Origin of the sequence: Bradyrhizobium sp. ISRA464, assembly GCF_029910095.1 — a bacterium.
In the GTDB taxonomy this organism is placed as follows: Bacteria; Pseudomonadota; Alphaproteobacteria; order Rhizobiales; family Xanthobacteraceae; genus Bradyrhizobium.
In genome coordinates, this window is sequence record NZ_CP094526.1 from 4,002,274 (window position 1) to 4,017,876 (window position 15,603).

At 64.8% G+C, this 15,603-nt stretch carries 14 protein-coding genes; 9 read left to right on the plus strand and 5 right to left on the minus strand.

Annotation, left to right across the window (positions count from 1 at the left end):
- The first annotated feature begins 136 nt into the window (after positions 1 to 136).
- Together MTX19_RS18840 and MTX19_RS18845 are read left to right on the plus strand one after the other, a co-directional pair.
- Complete coding sequence (locus tag MTX19_RS18840; protein WP_280978780.1) at positions 137 to 1,378, plus strand: threonine synthase; 1,242 nt, start codon at positions 137 to 139, stop codon at positions 1,376 to 1,378.
- A gap of 77 nt (positions 1,379 to 1,455) precedes the next feature.
- Complete coding sequence (locus MTX19_RS18845) at positions 1,456 to 2,424, plus strand: tripartite tricarboxylate transporter substrate binding protein BugD (protein ID WP_280978781.1); 969 nt, start codon at positions 1,456 to 1,458, stop codon at positions 2,422 to 2,424.
- A 54-nt stretch (positions 2,425 to 2,478) separates the two neighbouring features.
- Here the strand turns inward: MTX19_RS18845 and MTX19_RS18850 are convergent, their stop codons facing one another.
- Entirely contained in the window at positions 2,479 to 4,725 is a 2,247-nt protein-coding gene (locus MTX19_RS18850; protein WP_280986102.1) for a lytic transglycosylase domain-containing protein, read from the minus strand.
- A gap of 238 nt (positions 4,726 to 4,963) precedes the next feature.
- On the opposite strand from MTX19_RS18850, the gene MTX19_RS18855 reads away from it, so the two are divergent.
- From MTX19_RS18855 to MTX19_RS18865, 3 genes are all read left to right on the plus strand, one after another.
- Positions 4,964 to 5,818 carry an SMP-30/gluconolactonase/LRE family protein gene (locus tag MTX19_RS18855; protein ID WP_280978783.1) on the plus strand — a complete coding sequence of 285 codons (855 nt, stop codon included), beginning with the start codon at positions 4,964 to 4,966 and terminating at the stop codon, positions 5,816 to 5,818.
- A gap of 305 nt (positions 5,819 to 6,123) precedes the next feature.
- Positions 6,124 to 7,848 (plus strand): dihydroxy-acid dehydratase, encoded by a 1,725-nt coding sequence (ilvD, locus tag MTX19_RS18860; RefSeq protein ID WP_280984832.1) that lies wholly within the window; start codon positions 6,124 to 6,126, stop codon positions 7,846 to 7,848.
- Positions 7,835 to 8,662 (plus strand): tetratricopeptide repeat protein, encoded by an 828-nt coding sequence (locus MTX19_RS18865; RefSeq protein ID WP_280978784.1) that lies wholly within the window; start codon positions 7,835 to 7,837, stop codon positions 8,660 to 8,662. Before ilvD ends, MTX19_RS18865 begins: the two co-directional genes overlap by 14 nt.
- A gap of 109 nt (positions 8,663 to 8,771) precedes the next feature.
- Here MTX19_RS18865 and MTX19_RS18870 read toward each other — a convergent pair whose 3' ends face one another.
- Both MTX19_RS18870 and MTX19_RS18875 read right to left on the minus strand, forming a co-directional pair.
- Entirely contained in the window at positions 8,772 to 10,136 is a 1,365-nt protein-coding gene (locus MTX19_RS18870) for an MFS transporter (protein WP_280978785.1), read from the minus strand.
- Between the two features lie 29 nt (positions 10,137 to 10,165).
- Positions 10,166 to 10,930, minus strand: coding sequence for a GntR family transcriptional regulator (locus tag MTX19_RS18875; RefSeq protein ID WP_280978786.1), 765 nt, complete (start codon positions 10,928 to 10,930; stop codon positions 10,166 to 10,168).
- Between the two features lie 180 nt (positions 10,931 to 11,110).
- On the opposite strand from MTX19_RS18875, the gene MTX19_RS18880 reads away from it, so the two are divergent.
- The 3 genes from MTX19_RS18880 to MTX19_RS18890 are packed head-to-tail and all read left to right on the plus strand — an operon-like array spanning position 11,111 to position 14,160.
- A complete protein-coding gene (locus tag MTX19_RS18880) occupies positions 11,111 to 12,310 on the plus strand; it encodes a mandelate racemase/muconate lactonizing enzyme family protein (RefSeq protein WP_280978787.1) in 1,200 nt (399 codons plus the stop codon).
- Between the two features lie 9 nt (positions 12,311 to 12,319).
- Entirely contained in the window at positions 12,320 to 13,087 is a 768-nt protein-coding gene (locus tag MTX19_RS18885) for an SDR family oxidoreductase (protein ID WP_280978788.1), read from the plus strand.
- Between the two features lie 41 nt (positions 13,088 to 13,128).
- A complete protein-coding gene (locus MTX19_RS18890; protein ID WP_280978789.1) occupies positions 13,129 to 14,160 on the plus strand; it encodes an L-idonate 5-dehydrogenase in 1,032 nt (343 codons plus the stop codon).
- A 12-nt stretch (positions 14,161 to 14,172) separates the two neighbouring features.
- Here the strand turns inward: MTX19_RS18890 and xth are convergent, their stop codons facing one another.
- Positions 14,173 to 14,970 carry an exodeoxyribonuclease III gene (gene xth / locus MTX19_RS18895; RefSeq protein WP_280978790.1) on the minus strand — a complete coding sequence of 266 codons (798 nt, stop codon included), beginning with the start codon at positions 14,968 to 14,970 and terminating at the stop codon, positions 14,173 to 14,175.
- 91 nt (positions 14,971 to 15,061) lie between these two features.
- Between xth and MTX19_RS18900 the strand changes: the two genes are divergently transcribed.
- The gene (locus tag MTX19_RS18900; protein WP_280978791.1) at positions 15,062 to 15,196 is read left to right on the plus strand and encodes a hypothetical protein; all 135 of its coding nucleotides are present in this window, start codon (positions 15,062 to 15,064) and stop codon (positions 15,194 to 15,196) included.
- A gap of 43 nt (positions 15,197 to 15,239) precedes the next feature.
- Here the strand turns inward: MTX19_RS18900 and erpA are convergent, their stop codons facing one another.
- On the minus strand, positions 15,240 to 15,569 hold the full coding sequence (gene erpA / locus MTX19_RS18905) for an iron-sulfur cluster insertion protein ErpA (RefSeq protein ID WP_016846874.1): 330 nt from the start codon (positions 15,567 to 15,569) through the stop codon (positions 15,240 to 15,242).
- Between the last annotated feature and the right edge of the window lie 34 nt (positions 15,570 to 15,603).

Genomic DNA, 15,603 nt, shown 5'->3' on the forward strand with positions numbered 1-15,603 from the left:
GCGCAGCGAGCCTCGAAGGATGGACGGCCCAGATCGAACAGCGGGGCTCGTCGCCCTTCGAGGCGGCCGCTTTGCGGCCTCCTAAGGGTGACGGGACCGGCAGCGGTGACCACAAGAGCAAGAAAGAGCGCATCTCGTGAAAGACAACGACAACCTCACCATCGAACGCCCCACCTTCGTCACCCATCTCGAATGCGCGATGGAGGGCGATCACTATCCGGCGGACCAGGTGCACAACCTGTCCAAGGCCGGCAAGCCGCTCTTGGTGCGCTATGACCTCGCTGGCGTGAAGAAGGCGCTAACCAAGGACGCGCTGGCGCAGCGTCCGGCCGACATGTGGCGCTATCGCGAGTTGCTGCCGGTGCGCAAATGCAAGGACATCGTCAGCCTCGGCGAGGTCACGACGCCGCTGATCCGCCTGCCGAAGCTTGGTGCGAAACTTGGCGGCGGCGAGATCATCGTCAAGGACGAGGGGCGGCTGCCGACCGGATCGTTCAAGGCGCGCGGCCTGGTGATGGCGGTGTCGATGGGCAAGGCGCTTGGCATCAAGCACATGGCGATGCCGACCAACGGCAATGCCGGCGCGGCGCTTGCGGCCTATGCGACCTCCTGCGGCATCAAGACCACGATCTTCTGCCCGGCCGACACGCCGGAAGTGAATGTCAGCGAGATCGAGCTGCAGGGCGCGACCGTCTACCGTGTCAACGGCTATATCGACGACTGCGGCAAGATCGTCGGCGAGGGCAAGGCCAAGGTCGGCTGGTTCGACACCTCGACGTTGAAGGAGCCTTACCGGATCGAAGGCAAGAAGACGATGGGCCTCGAGCTCGCCGAGCAGCTCGGCTGGGAGGTGCCGGACGTGATCTTCTATCCGACCGGCGGCGGCACTGGCCTGATCGGTATGTGGAAGGCGTTCGACGAGCTCGAGAAGATCGGCTTCATCGGCTCGAAGCGCCCGCGCATGGTCGCGGTGCAGGCGTCCGGCTGCGCGCCGATGGTGCGCGCCTATGAGGCGGGTACCGAACATGCGGCGCGCTGGGAAGATGCGCACACCATCGCCTCCGGCATCCGCGTGCCGCAGGCGATCGGCGACTTCCTGATCCTCCGCGCGGTGCGCGAGAGCAAGGGTTTTGCGATTGCCGTCGACGACGACAAGATCTCCGCCGCGCTTAACGAGGTCGCGCGCGAGGAAGGCCTGCTGCTGTGCCCCGAGGGGGCCGCGACTTACGCTGCCTACAAGCAGAGCCTCGCCGATGGCCGCGTGACCAAGAATGATCGCGTGATGCTGTTCAACTGCGCGAGCGGCCTGAAATATCCGTTGCCGCCGGTCACCCGGACGCTGGATCGGCACAAGCCGATCGACTTCTCGCAGTTCTGACGCATCATCCGAAGGGCCATCTTGTCGAAAGGTGGCCCTTCTAAAATGATGGAACGAAGAAGATCAGGGAGAACGCGATGCTGAGACTGGTTCTGGCTGCGCTGGCGATATTGGCATTCACCGGCATCGCGTCGGCGGAAAAATATCCCTCGCATCCGATCACCATCGTGGTGCCGTTTGCCGCCGGTGGGCCGTCGGATGCGATGGCGCGCATTCTCGGCGAGCGCATGAAGCAGTCGCTTGGCGAGGTGTTCCTGATCGAGAACGTGACGGGAGCGGGCGGTTCGATCGGCGTCGGGCGAGCGGTGCGCGCGGCGCCGGACGGCTACACCATCTCGTTCGGCCATCTCGGCACTCACGTGGCGAATGGTGCGATCTACAAGCTCGGCTACGACCTCGTCGACGATCTCGAGCCGGTGGTGCTGCTGCCGAGCAATCCGATGATCATCGTCAGCAAGAACGCCGTGCCGGCGAAATCGCTGAAGGAGCTCCTGGAATGGCTGAAGTCGCGGCCGTCGCCGCCGACCGCAGGCACCGCAGGCGCTGGCAGCGGCAGCCACATCGCCGGGCTCTATTTTGAGAATGTTTCGGGCATCAAGCTGCAATACGTGCCGTATCGCGGCACCGGACCCGCGCTGAATGATCTCGTCTCCGGCCAGATCGACATCATCATCGATCAAACCTCGAACTCGATCAATCAGGTCCGCGCCGGCACCATCCGTGCCTATGCGGTCACCGACTCCAAGCGGGTCGAGAATGCGCCCGACATCCCGACCGTCGACGAGGCCGGACTGCCCGGATTGCACATGACGCTGTGGTCGGGCCTGTGGGTGCCGAAGGGTACGCCGAAGGAGATCGTCGCAAAGCTCAACGCCGCGGCGGTCGAGGCGATGAACGACCCGGCGGTGAGGAAACAGCTCGAAAATCTCGGCCTGCAGATGCCGCCGAAGGATCAGCTCACGCCGGAGGCGCTCGGCGCCTGGCAGAAGGCGGAGATCGCCAAATGGTGGCCGATGATCAAGGCCGCCAATGTGAAGGTGGATTGACGGCGCGATCTTTCCACGCGTCGTCCCGGATTTCGCCGGGACGACACCATTGGTTCACTGCGACGGGATTGCCGATGCCGCCGGCGCCGCATTCGTCTCCTGCGTCGTGACGCCATCGCCGCCCTTCGCCGCGATCGCCGTGCCGGCGTCTTCGAACCGCGCGCGATAGACGGCGAGGTTCTCCATCACCCGCTCCACGTAATTGCGCGTTTCCGAGATCGGGATCCGCTCCACCCAGTCGACCGCGTCGACATTGGGATCGCGCGGATCGCCATAGGCCTTGATCCAGTCGCGGACGCGGCCGCGGCCGGCGTTGTAGCCTGCAAACGTCATGATGTGGCAGCCGCGATATTCCGACAGCAGCGCGCTCAGCTCGGCGGCGCCCATCTGCGTATTGTAGACGGGATCGGAGACCATCCGGTCCCAGTCGTAGCTGACCTTAAAGCGCTTGGCGGTATCGCGGCCGGCTTCCGGCGTCACCTGCATCAGCCCGACCGCGTTGGCCGACGACTTGTCGCGCTGGTCGAACGCGCTCTCGGTGCGCGCCACCGAGTAGGTCATGCTGCGCCCGATATCGGGGGCGATCGGGCTGTGCTTGGGAATGCCGATGATCGGGAAGGCGTAGTGGTCGAACGCGAGCCCGCGCCCGAGCGCGATCTTGCCGATCTGCAGCATGGCGCGGGCGTCGTTGCGGCGGCCGGTCAGCTCGCCGAGCGCCTGGAGCATGTCGACGTCGGAGCTTTGCTCGGCGAGGTCGGCGACGAAATAGAGCACGACATCGGGTTCGCCGATCTCATAAAGCATCTCGGCCGCGCGGACCCGTTCGTCGCCGGCCGCCCGGCCGGCCAGCGCGGTCGGCGAGGGTGCGTGCAGGTGGATGCTCTCACGCCCGAGCTTCGCGAGCGCCAGCTGACCGTAATAGGCGGTCGGGTAGCGCGCCGCGGCCTCGTAATCGGCGCGCATGGCCGCCCTGTTGCCGAGCGCCTCGGCGGCCCGGCCACGCCAATAGGCAGCGCGCGCCAGCACGATCGGGTTGCTCTGACCTTCGTCGATCCGCGCGAAATGCGCCGCGGCGGTCCGGGCGTCGTCGAGATAGCGGAGCGCGATCCAGCCGCGCGTGAAGTGGACGTCGGCGCGGTAATACGGGTTGTCCGGCAGCGCCGCGGGGCGGACCACGTCGTACGCGGTCTGGAACTTGCCCTGGTCGAGCAGCTTGCGCGCGAGCAGGCGCCGTTCGCGCCACCACTGATCCGTATCCTGCTGGGCCATGGTCTCCGGCGCGGCCGCGATCGTTACGCGGGCCGCGTCGTCGATCCTGTTCTGCACCATGAGCCACTGGATGCGGCAGAGCGTGTAGCCGAGATCGCGGCGGGCATCGGCCGGCACGTCGTCGAGCGCGTCCTGTGCCTTCTTCGATTGCTCCCGCACCGCGCCGCAGGCCTTCACGATCGCGAGCTCGTCGCTACCGAGCCGTTTCGCGGCGCGCCTGGCGCCGGCGAGGTCCTTGGCGCCGATCCGCTTGTCCATCCGCGCCCGGTGGTCGGCGCTTGTGAGCAGATCGTGGAAGGCGTCATAGGCGTCGCTTTCGGTGCGATCCGACAGTTCGTCGGACCGCCAAGCCTTGCGGACCAGCCTCGCTGCGCTGTCGCGGTCGCCTTCGGCGAGCAGCACGCGTGCGAGCGCGAACTTGCCCTTGGCGCTGATCGGCTGATCGAGGGTGAAGCCATGGACCGTGGCAGCGTCGCTGCGTTCCTGCCATAGCCGTGCTTCCGCCTGGCGGCGCAACAGCGACATACTCGGCCAATCCGGATTGGCGGCAATGAACGCCGCATAGCGGCTGAAATTCGCCTGCGACTCGGAATGGCGCAGCAGGTACCATTCGACGAGCTTGCGCCCGACCGGGTCGGTGATCTTGGCCTGGATGTCGGTCGCGTCGCTGGTCCTGCCCTTGCGTGCGGCGAGGATCGCGTCCTTGATCGCGGCAAGATCGCCAGAGAGTTGTGGGGCCGCGGGTTTCTCGGGGGCGGGGGCCTCGTCGCTATCCGCGGATTTTGACGGAGTGGATTTGGCTTTGGCGGATTTGCGCTTGTCGTCACCGCGCTTGGCGTGCCGGCGCTTGCCGGATGTTTTCTCGCGCGACGCCTTGTCGTGCGCCGTCTTGGCGCCATGCGCCTTCTTGTCAGCGGCTGGCGAGCTCTTGGCCTGGTGTTGATGATGCGGCTTCGCGGTAACCTTGACCGGAAGCAGGGCGAATACGGCGACGGTGGCGAAGCACGCCAGCGGGCGTAGGCAATGGTTCATTCCCTGGTCCCCCCTGCGAAACCATCAGGCACAAACACGCTTCATACGCGGCACAATCGGCCGCAGATTATCAGACCCCGATTCACGACCCCTTAAGACTGCCGCAACTCAACAGGGAAAACGCGGCGAAATGTGGAATTGAGGGTGTGGAACCCACAGGGAACCCGAAGTTCCATGCTGTGCGACAGCCGTTGGAGCCGGCGAAGATGAGAGCGGAGCGATGCTGGAGAGAGGATCCATGGCGCGAGAAGTTCGGCTGAAAACCATCCTCGACGGCGGCCGCTATTTCGAGGGCCCGCGGTGGCATAACGGGCGGCTGTGGTTCGTCGACTGCATGGCGCGGACGCTGCTCAGCATCAGCCCGTCGGGCGAACGGCAGGAGCATGCCGCCGTGACCGACGATACGCCGTGCGGCCTCGGCGTGCTGCCCAATGGCGACGTCGTGGTGCTCACGATGTTCAGGAAACGGCTGCTGCGATTTGCCGGTGGCAAGCTCTCGCTCTACGCCGACCTCTCGCAGCTCGCCGCCGGCACGATCGACGATATGGTCGTCAACGGCCAGGGGCGGGCCTATGTCGGCGACCTCGGTTTCGACCTGCCGCCGCCGGATGGCCGCGGCGCGGTCGGCCGCATCGTCCTGGTGATGCCGGATGGTAGCGCGCGTGTCGTCGCCGACGGCTTGCAGTTTCCGAACGGCATTGCCGTCTCGTCGGATCACCGCCGGCTCGTCGTCGCCGAAATGGATGGCGCGTGCCTTGCCGACTACGACATCGCGCCGGACGGCAGCCTGCAGCTGCGCAGGCGGCTGGGCCGCGTGAACGAGCCCGACGGCATCTGCCTCGATCGCGACGGATCGGTCTGGGTCGCGTCCTTCACCGAGGACGCCTTCGTCCGGATCGATCGCGACGGCGTGGAGCGCGAGCGCATTGCCGTACCCGGCCGCCGCGCGCTGGCCTGCGCGCTCGGCGGTGCCGAACGGCGAACGTTGTTCTGCCTGAGTGCCGCGACCTCGTATGAGGACCTGCGCAAGGGCAAATCGGCGTCGCGGATCGATGTCGTCGAGGTCGAGACGCCAGGCGACGGCTATCCGTAGGACAGCTCCCGCTACGCGCGAGGACGTGGGCGTGGGTAGTTCAATGACAGTAGTGGTTCCCGCGAGGCGTCATAAGGACCAATAATACATGGTTGCGCGGCAGCCACGATTGTGTCGCTGTCGCAACAGTTCCTGAACATTTAACCTTACATCGAGCTGACCCTTGTGCTCGCCGCTTTTTGGCCACACCCCTCCGTGAGAGCATTATTCATAAAGTTGATTTCGCCAGCGCTCGCGACGACGACGGGACATTCTTGATCCTTCCGGCGTTTGGGTGTGGGGAGGCTGGGAAACAGGTTCGCGCGATGAACGCCAAGACGAGCATCAAGGGCAGGCTGCCGAGCCGTCACGTGACGGAAGGGCCCGAACGCGCGCCGCACCGGTCCTACCTCTACGCCATGGGGCTAACGACAGCCCAGATTCATCAACCGTTTGTCGGCGTCGCTTCATGTTGGAATGAAGCTGCTCCGTGCAACATCTCGCTGATGCGCCAGGCCCAGGCAGTGAAGAAGGGCGTGGCATCGGCCGGCGGCACGCCGCGCGAATTCTGCACCATCACCGTCACCGACGGTATCGCCATGGGCCATGACGGCATGCGCTCGTCGCTGCCGTCGCGCGAATGCATCGCCGACTCGGTCGAGCTTACGGTCCGCGGCCACGCCTATGACGCGCTCGTCGGGCTCGCCGGCTGCGACAAGTCGTTGCCGGGCATGATGATGGCGATGGTGCGGCTGAACGTGCCTTCGATCTTCATCTACGGCGGCTCGATCCTGCCCGGCAACTTCCGCGGGCAGCCGGTTACCGTGCAGGACATGTTCGAGGCGGTCGGCAAGCACTCGGTCGGCGCGATGTCGGACGAGGATTTGGACGAAATAGAGCGGGTGGCGTGCCCCTCGGCCGGCGCCTGTGGCGCCCAGTTCACCGCCAACACCATGGCGACGGTCTCCGAGGCGATCGGCCTGGCGCTCCCGTATTCTGCCGGGGCTCCGGCGCCTTACGAGATCCGCGACTCCTTCTGCGCCGCCGCCGGCGAGAAGGTGATGGAGCTGATCGAGAAAAAGATCCGGCCGCGCGACATCGTGACCCGGAAATCCCTTGAAAATGCAGCGGCTGTCGTGGCGGCGTCCGGCGGCTCGACCAATGCTGCGTTGCATCTGCCGGCGATCGCGCACGAGTGCGGAATCAAATTCAATTTGTTCGATGTTGCGGAAATCTTCAAAAAGACTCCTTACGTCGCGGATTTGAAGCCGGGCGGCCGTTATGTTGCCAAAGACATGTTTGAAGCTGGCGGCATTCCGCTGCTGATGAAGACGCTGCTCGATAATGGCCACCTGCACGGGGATTGCCTGACCGTCACGGGCCGAACGATCGCCGAAAACCTCAAAAGCGTGAAATGGAATCCGCACCAGGACGTGGTGCGGCCAGCTGACAAGCCGATCACCGTGACAGGTGGCGTTGTCGGGCTGAAGGGTAATCTCGCTCCGGAGGGTGCGATCGTGAAGGTCGCGGGTATGTCCAATCTGAAGTTTACGGGCCCGGCCCGGTGCTTCGACCGCGAGGAAGATGCCTTCGAGGCCGTCCAGAAACGCACCTACAAGGAAGGCGAGGTTATCGTCATCCGCTACGAGGGCCCCAAGGGCGGCCCCGGCATGCGGGAGATGCTGGCGACCACGGCCGCGCTGACCGGGCAGGGCATGGGCGGCAAGGTCGCGCTGATCACGGACGGCCGGTTCTCCGGCGCCACCCGTGGCTTCTGCATCGGCCATATTGGGCCTGAAGCAGCCGTCGGCGGGCCGATCGCCCTGTTGCAGGACGGCGACGTCATCGAGATCGATGCCGACGTCGGTGTTCTTAACGTAAATTTGAGCGACGCCGAGCTCGCAAATCGTAAGACCAAATGGGCCCCTCGCGCGACGAACCATACATCTGGTGCGCTGTGGAAGTACGCCGAGCAAGTAGGGCCGGCGGTGGATGGCGCCGTCACCCATCCGGGTGGCGCGCACGAGAAACAGTGTTATGCGGACGTTTAGGCGTACGATATTGGCGTTTGCGTTAGGGGCCATTCCGGTGGCGGGCCCCGGATTCGGATTCGACGGAGCCCCGGTCAACCCGAAGGATACAGCGCTCCCTGTGGTTTCGCCTCAGCCCGGTACGGCGGCTGCCCTGAAGCGGGCTGCGGCGCCGGCAGGTTCGGTCGACACCCTGCCGAACTCCACCGTCATGTCGCTGGCCGAGAGCGGTCATCCGATCGCGCAGTGGAAGCTCGGCAAAATGTACGCCGATGGGGATGGGGTCGCGCAGGACGATCTGCGGGCATTCGAATATTTCAGCCGGATTGCCAATGCGCATGCCGAGGATTCGCCGTCGGCGCCGCAGGCGTCGGTCGTGGCGAACGCCTTCGTGGCGCTCGGACGCTACTATCTGAGTGGCATTCCCAATTCCAAGATCAAGCCGGATACCGAGCGGGCGCGGGAGATGTTCTCCTACGCCGCGTCTTATTTCGGGAACGCCGATGCCCAGTACGACCTCGCCAGGCTGTACCTGAAGACGCCGGACGCCTCGCGGGACGACTTCCGCTACGGCGCCCGCTGGCTCGGTCTCGCCGCGCAGAAGGGCCAGCACCAGGCGCAGGCGCTGCTCGGCCAGATGCTGTTCAACGGCGACCGCCTGCCGCCGCAGCGGGCGCGCGGCCTGATGTGGCTGACGCTCGCGCGCGACAGCGCGACGCCGGACGAGACCTGGATCAAGGAAAGCTACAACCGGGCGATCGCCAAGGCCTCCGACGATGATCGCGCGATGGCGCTGCAGATGCTAGAGCACTGGGTGCAGGGCCGCCGGGACTAGCGCGCGATCCGGAAAAATGGGTACCGGTTTTCCCTGCGACAAGCGCGAAGCGCTTGCGCGTAGATCACGCGCCGACTTGTAAGACTTCCCCGACGGCCGCTGGCGGTCGTCAGTCGTGCTCGTAACCATACACCTCCGGCAGGATGAAGATCGCGGAGAGCAGCCCGATCAGCGGGAAGATCGCGACGAACAGCGTCGCATTGGCCTGGCCGATCGCCGCGAACAGCGACGGGAACAGGAAGATCGCCAGGAACGACGGCAGCTTCACGAACATGTAGGCGAAGCCCGACGCGGTGCCGCGATATTGCGGCTTGGCGACCATGGTCGGGATCGTCATGCAGTTCGAGGCGTCCCAATAGTGGCCCCACAGCATGCCGGCGGCGGCGAACGGCAGGATGTATTTGTGGTCGGTGTAGAGCGCGGCCGCCGCGACCAGCAGCGAGACCAGCACAATCCCGAAGCCTGCGATGGCGATGCCGCGATGGCCGATCTTCGGTGTTAGCAACGGTCCGACCCAGCCTGACACTGCCGCGAACGTGAACAGCGCCATGGTAACGAGATTGTTGCCGAGGACGGTCGAGACGCCGACCATCGCGAACAGCACCGGCAAATAGAAGGCGAAGGTGGAGAACTCGCTGCCTTGGGCGAAGCAGGCGATCCAGCCGTACAGCGTGGCGCGCCAGCGGATCGGATCCTTGCGGAGATCGGCGATGAATGCGGACGTGCTCGGCTTCGGCATCACCACGTCCTGGTCGGGCAGCATCGCCAGGTCGTCGTTGTACATGTGTCGCGCGACCTGCTTGGCCTCGCGGAAACGGCCCCGCTGCACCAGCCACACGGCGGTTTCGGGCACGTCGTGGCGCATGATCAGGATGATCAGCGCGGGTACGGCGCCAAGACCGAGCGTGACGCGCCACAACGTCTCGTGTTGCATGTTGGTGAGCAGGAACAGGATGATGACGCCGATCGTCAGCACCTCGCCGACCGCGAACATGAATTGCCAGCGGTTGCCCATGACCTCGCGGTCGCCCTTGGCCATGGATTCCATGATGTAGGTGTAGCCGGTCGAGATGTCGCTGCCGAGCGGAATGCCGAGCAGGAAGCGGATCACGATCAGCCAGGTCACGTTGGGCACGACGGCCTGCGCCAGCGCCAGCACGATGAACATGATCATGGTCGCGATGAACATCACGCGGCGGCCGATCTTGTCGGACAGCCATCCGCCGATCAACGCTCCGATCAGCGCGCCGCCCTGCGTGCCGGCTGCGGCGAGCCCGAGCATCAGCGGATCGGGATTGTACTGCTCCTTGATGAAGATCAGCACGAAGGCGATCGAGTAGAGATCCCAGGCCTCGACCAGGATCGAGGCCATCATCAGCCAGCCGACCTTGTTGCCCCTGGGGCTGTAGTTCGTGACGAGGTGGCGGACCGCGCTGTCGATCGCCGTTTGCTGCGGAAGTGCCATCGTGGTCATTGCCATTCCTCCCGTTGTCCGTTGAAGGGTTACGCGCCGAGCAGCGGCTCGATGCTGCAATCGAGCAGCCGCGGATCGATGCCGGCTTCCATGCCCTCGAACATCGTGTCCATGTGATCGATCAGCGCGTCGCTCGCGGCCATCGCGCGGTCAACGCGGCGGTTGGCCACCGCGTTGAGAATGGCGAGATGGCTGTCGATGGTGCCCGCCAGGTCGGCCTGTCCGGGCATGTAGCTGTGATGGATGAAGCCAATGCGGCGATAGATGGTGTGCAGCGGCCGCAGTGTGTGAGCAAGGAAAGGTTCGCCGGCGGCGGCCAGGATCAGGCCGTCGATGCGGCGGTCGAGGCTGTTGAATTCGTCGAGCGTCAGCGTCGCCCGCTTGTCCTTCATCACCCGCTCGATGTGCAGGGCCTGATTGCGATGCGAGAGGCTGGCGCGCTCGGCGGCAAGCCGAATGACGAAGCGTTCGAGGTCGCGCCGCAGCGCCAGCAGCAGGCGCTCGCGCGCCAGGTCGATCGGCGCGATCTGTAGCCCGTGGCGCGGGCGGATGATGATCAGTGTGTCGGCGGCCAGCGTGCTGACGGCGTTGTGCACCGGCGTCCGGCCGAAGCCGGTGAGGGTCTGCAGGTCCTGCACGGTGAGGAACTGGCCCGGCTTGAGCTCGCAATTGACCAGCAGATCCTCGATCCGCTGATAGGCGAGTTCGAAAAAGTTGATGCGGTTGCGCCGGCCAGGGGCCTCGTCCCCATCGCCGGGACGTACGATTTGAAGCGCGCGCTTGCGCCGTACCATTGCTTTCCTCCCGCCGGCCCGCGTCCATTGCGTGAGCCCGATTGATCGGCGCCTGCTTAAAACATGTTGTGAAATATTACAAGCGGTCGTATCAACGGACCTCAAGGCCTCCGCGACAGGGGCGCATTCGCAATCAAGAATAAGGGCCCGTGCGCAAGCGGGTTCCGGGAGGAAATCGCGATGAAAATCACCTCGATCGAGACGTTGCGGACCGAAGAGTTCGCCAATGTGATCTGGGTCCGTGTCCACACCGACACCGGACTGACCGGGCTCGGCGAAACCTTTTACGGCGCGGGCGCGGTCGAGGCGCAGATCCACGACACGTTTGCCGGCCGGCTGCTCGGGCGCAATCCACTGCATATCGAGGCGATCCACCGCGACATGCTCAACCTGCCAATGGCGCAATCGTCGACCGGTGTCGAGTATCGTGCGGCGTCCGCGATCGACATCGCGCTGTGGGATTTGTTCGGAAAGGTCTGCGGCCAGCCGGTGCACCAGATGCTCGGCGGTCTTTGCCGCGACAAGCAGCGCATCTACAACACCTGCGCCGGCACCAGATATGTCCGCTCCACCAACATCAGCCCGGTGTCGAACTGGAGCCTGGGCGAGGCGCAGGGCCCCTACGAAGACCTCGATGCCTTCATGAACCGCGCCGACGCGCTCGCCGAAAGCCTGCTGGAGAGCGGCATCTCGGCGATGAAGATCTGGCCGTTCGATCCGGCCGCACAGGAGAACAAAGGGCTGTACATCACCGCGGCGCAGATGAAGCTGGCGATCGAGCCGTTCGAGAAGATCCGCAAAGCCGTCGGCGACAGGATGGAGATCATGGTCGAACTCCATTCGTTGTGGAACCTGCCGACCGCAAAGCAGATTGCGCGTGCGCTCGAGCCCTACAGGCCGACCTGGTACGAGGACCCGATCCGTATGAACTCGCCGCAGGCGCTCGCCGAATATGCGCGCTCGACCGACGTCTGGGTCTGCGCCAGCGAGACGCTCGGCTCGCGCTTTCCCTACAGGGACATGCTCGACCGCGATGCCATGCATGTGGTGATGGCCGATCTGTGCTGGACCGGTGGGCTCACCGAAGGCCGCAAGATCGCGGCGATGGCCGAGACCTATCACCGTCCGTTCGCGCCGCACGATTGCATCGGGCCGGTCGGCTTCATCGCCGCGATCCACATGTCGTTCAGCCAGCCGAACACGCTGATCCAGGAATCCGTGCGCGCATTCTACAAAGGCTGGTACAACGAGCTTGTCACCACCATGCCCGTGATCAAGGACGGCTTTGTCTATCCGATGGAAGGGCCGGGGCTCGGTGTCGACCTGCTTCCTGCTGTTTACGAACGGTCCGACCTGACCGTGCGCCGTTCCAACATTTGAGGACCTCACATGAGCACAGCCTTGTTCGATCTCTCCGGCCGCACGGCGCTCGTGACCGGCTCCTCCCGCGGCCTCGGCCGCGCCATTGCCGAAGGGATGGCGAAGGCCGGCGCGCGGCTGATCATCAACGGCGTTGACCCCGCACGGGTGGAGACGGCGGTCGCCGAGTTCCGCGCCGCTGGCCACCAAGCTGAGGGAGCAGCCTTCGACGTCACCGATGAGGCCGCGATCGTGGCGACCTTCGAGCGCTTCGACCGCGAGGGCATCGAGATCGACATCCTCGTCAACAATGCCGGCATCCAGCGCCGCAAGCCGCTCGTCGAATTCACCACCGACGAATGGCGCAAGGTGATCGAGACCAACCTCACCAGCGCCTTCGTCACCGGGCGCGAGGCGGCCAAGCGGATGATCCCCCGCAAGCGCGGCAAGATCATCAACATCGGCTCGCTCGGCAGCGAATTGGCGCGGCCAACGATCGCGCCCTACACGGCGGCGAAGGGCGGCATCCGCAATTTGACGCGCTCGATGGCCGTCGAATGGGCCCAGAGCGGCATCCAGGCCAACGCCATCGGGCCGGGCTACATGCTGACCGACATGAACGAGGCGCTGATGTCCAACCCCGAATTCAACAACTGGCTGATGTCGCGGATTCCCTCGAAGCGCTGGGGCAAGCCGGACGAACTGGTCGGCGCGACGATCTTCCTGGCCTCGGAGGCGTCCAACTATGTCAACGGGCAAATCATCTATGTCGACGGCGGCATGCTGGCGGCGATGTAGCCGCATCGATCCAATCGGCCACCAACAGAGGGACTGAACCCATGCGCGCCGTCGTCATCCACGCTCCCCACGATTTGCGGATCGACAGCTTTGAGGATCCGGTGCCGGCGCCGCATCAGGTGCGCGTCAAGATTGCGGCCGGCGGCATCTGCGGCTCGGACCTGCACTACTATCATCATGGTGGCTTCGGCACGGTGCGGATCCGAGAGCCGATGGCGCTGGGGCACGAGATTTCCGGAACGATCGCCGATGTCGGCGCGGGCGTCTCGCATCTGCGTCCGGGGATGCGAGTGGCGGTCAATCCGAGCCTGCCCTGCGGGCAGTGTTCCTATTGCCGCGAGGGCATGCGCAACCAGTGCACCGACATGCGCTTCCTCGGTAGCGCGATGCGCTTTCCGCATGTGCAGGGCGGCTTTCGCGAATTCATGACGGTCGACGCATCGCAGGCGATCCCGATCGTGCACCGTCTGTCGTTCGCCGAGGCGGCGATGGCTGAGCCATTTGCCGTCTGTCTTCATGCGGGACGCCAGGCCGGCAGCCTGCTCGGCAAGCGGGTGCTGGTCACGGGCTGCGGGCCGATCGGGGCGCTGATGGTGGTGGTCGCGCGCTATGGTGGTGCGGCGGAGATCGTCGCCACCGACATCGCGGAGGCGCCGCTGGCGATCGCACGCAAGCTTGGTGCGACGCGGGCGATCAACAGCGCAACGGATGCCACCGCGCTCGACCCCTACAAGGCCGGCAAGGGTCAGCTCGACGTGCTGTTCGAGGCCTCCGGCAATCAGGCGGCGCTGCGGCCGGCGCTCGATCTGCTGCGGCCCGGTGCCGTCATCGTGCAGGTCGGTCTCGGCGGCGAGATGACGCTGCCGATCAACACCATTGTCGCCAAGGAGCTGCAACTCCGCGGCACCTTTCGCTTTGATCCCGAGTTCGAGCTGGCGCTGCGGCTGATGGGCGAGGGGCTGGTCGACCTGAAGCCGCTGGTGTCGGCCTCGGTCCCGTTCGAATCCGCGGTCGACGCCTTCGAGCTCGCCAGCGACCGCTCACGCTCAATGAAGGTGCAGTTGACGTTCTAGCGCGACGGCGGGTCAGGTCGTCTCGAGATCGAGATCGGCCCAGACCGGGACATGATCGGACGGCTTCTCCCAGGCGCGGACGTAGCTGTCGATGCCGACATCGATCAGCCGGTCGCTCGCTTGTGGCGACATCAGCAGGTGGTCGATCCGGAGGCCCCAGTTCTTCTGCCAGGCTCCGGCCTGGTAATCCCAGAAGGTGTATAGACCCGGCCCGTCGTTGACTGCGCGCAGGGCATCGGTCAGGCCGAGGCCGAGCAACGACTGGAAGGCTTCCCGCGTCTGAGGACGGAACAGGGCATCATCGATCCACGCCGCAGGATTGTAGACGTCCCGGGCCGCTGGAATGACGTTGAAGTCGCCAGCCAGGATCAGCGGCTCCTCCGTCTTAAGACGCTCTTTCGAATACTCAAGAAGCCGCGACATCCATTTGAGTTTGTATGGATATTTGTCGGTATTCGGCGGGTTGCCGTTGGGCAGATAAAGGCAGGCGATCCGGACCACACCCTGCTTCAGCGTGACGACGCCCTCAAGGAAGCGCGCGTGGGCGTCCTCGTCGTCGCCGGCCAGTCCCGACTTGGTCTCGTCGAACGGTAATTTGGACAGCAGCGCGACGCCGTTGAAGGTCTTCTGGCCATGCGTGACGACGTTGTAGCCGAGCGACTCGATTTCGAGGCGGGGAAACGCCTCATCGACGCATTTGATTTCCTGCAGGCAGACGATGTCCGGAGCACACTCTTTCAGCCAGCTCATGAGATGTTCGATCCGTTGCCGGATCGAATTGACGTTCCAGGTCGCTACGCGCACTGCCATCGGAAGTCCTTATTGCATGGGATTTTCCGCGTGAGCGGTCAGCCCGTACCCACAGCGATACCCCCAAAGTGGACTGGTTCACAACACGTCATTGCTGTGCATGCTCACCACGCCGGTGATCTACGGCTATCTCGACCGCATCGACCGCAGGCTGCGGCGCAAGCTCGATCCGCAGCTTGATGCCGGCGGCGACGCCGAGCGGTCGCAGGTGGTCGCGGCGGAGTAGGCGCACGCGGTTGCGTGCGCAATACGCGTCAGAGCAAAAGGGGTCAGATCGAGAAACTGGTGCCGCAGCCGCAGGAGGCGGTGGCGTTCGGATTGACGACGCGGAACGAGGCGCCGATCAGATCGTCGACGAAGTCGACTTCGGAGCCCGCCAGGAACGGGACCGAGGCGGGATCGATTAGCACTACGGCACTGTCGCGCTCGATCACGAGGTCGTCATCGGCCTGGGTGCGTTCGACGTCGAACTTGTACTGGAAACCGGAGCAGCCGCCGCCCTCGACCGAAATGCGCAGCTTGGCGCCTTCGCCTTCCTTGCTGAGGATCTGCCCGATACGGCGGGCGGCCCGTTCGCTGACGGTGATGGCAGCAGTCATTGGTCGGTCTCCGAAGCTCCTATTTGAGCATGAT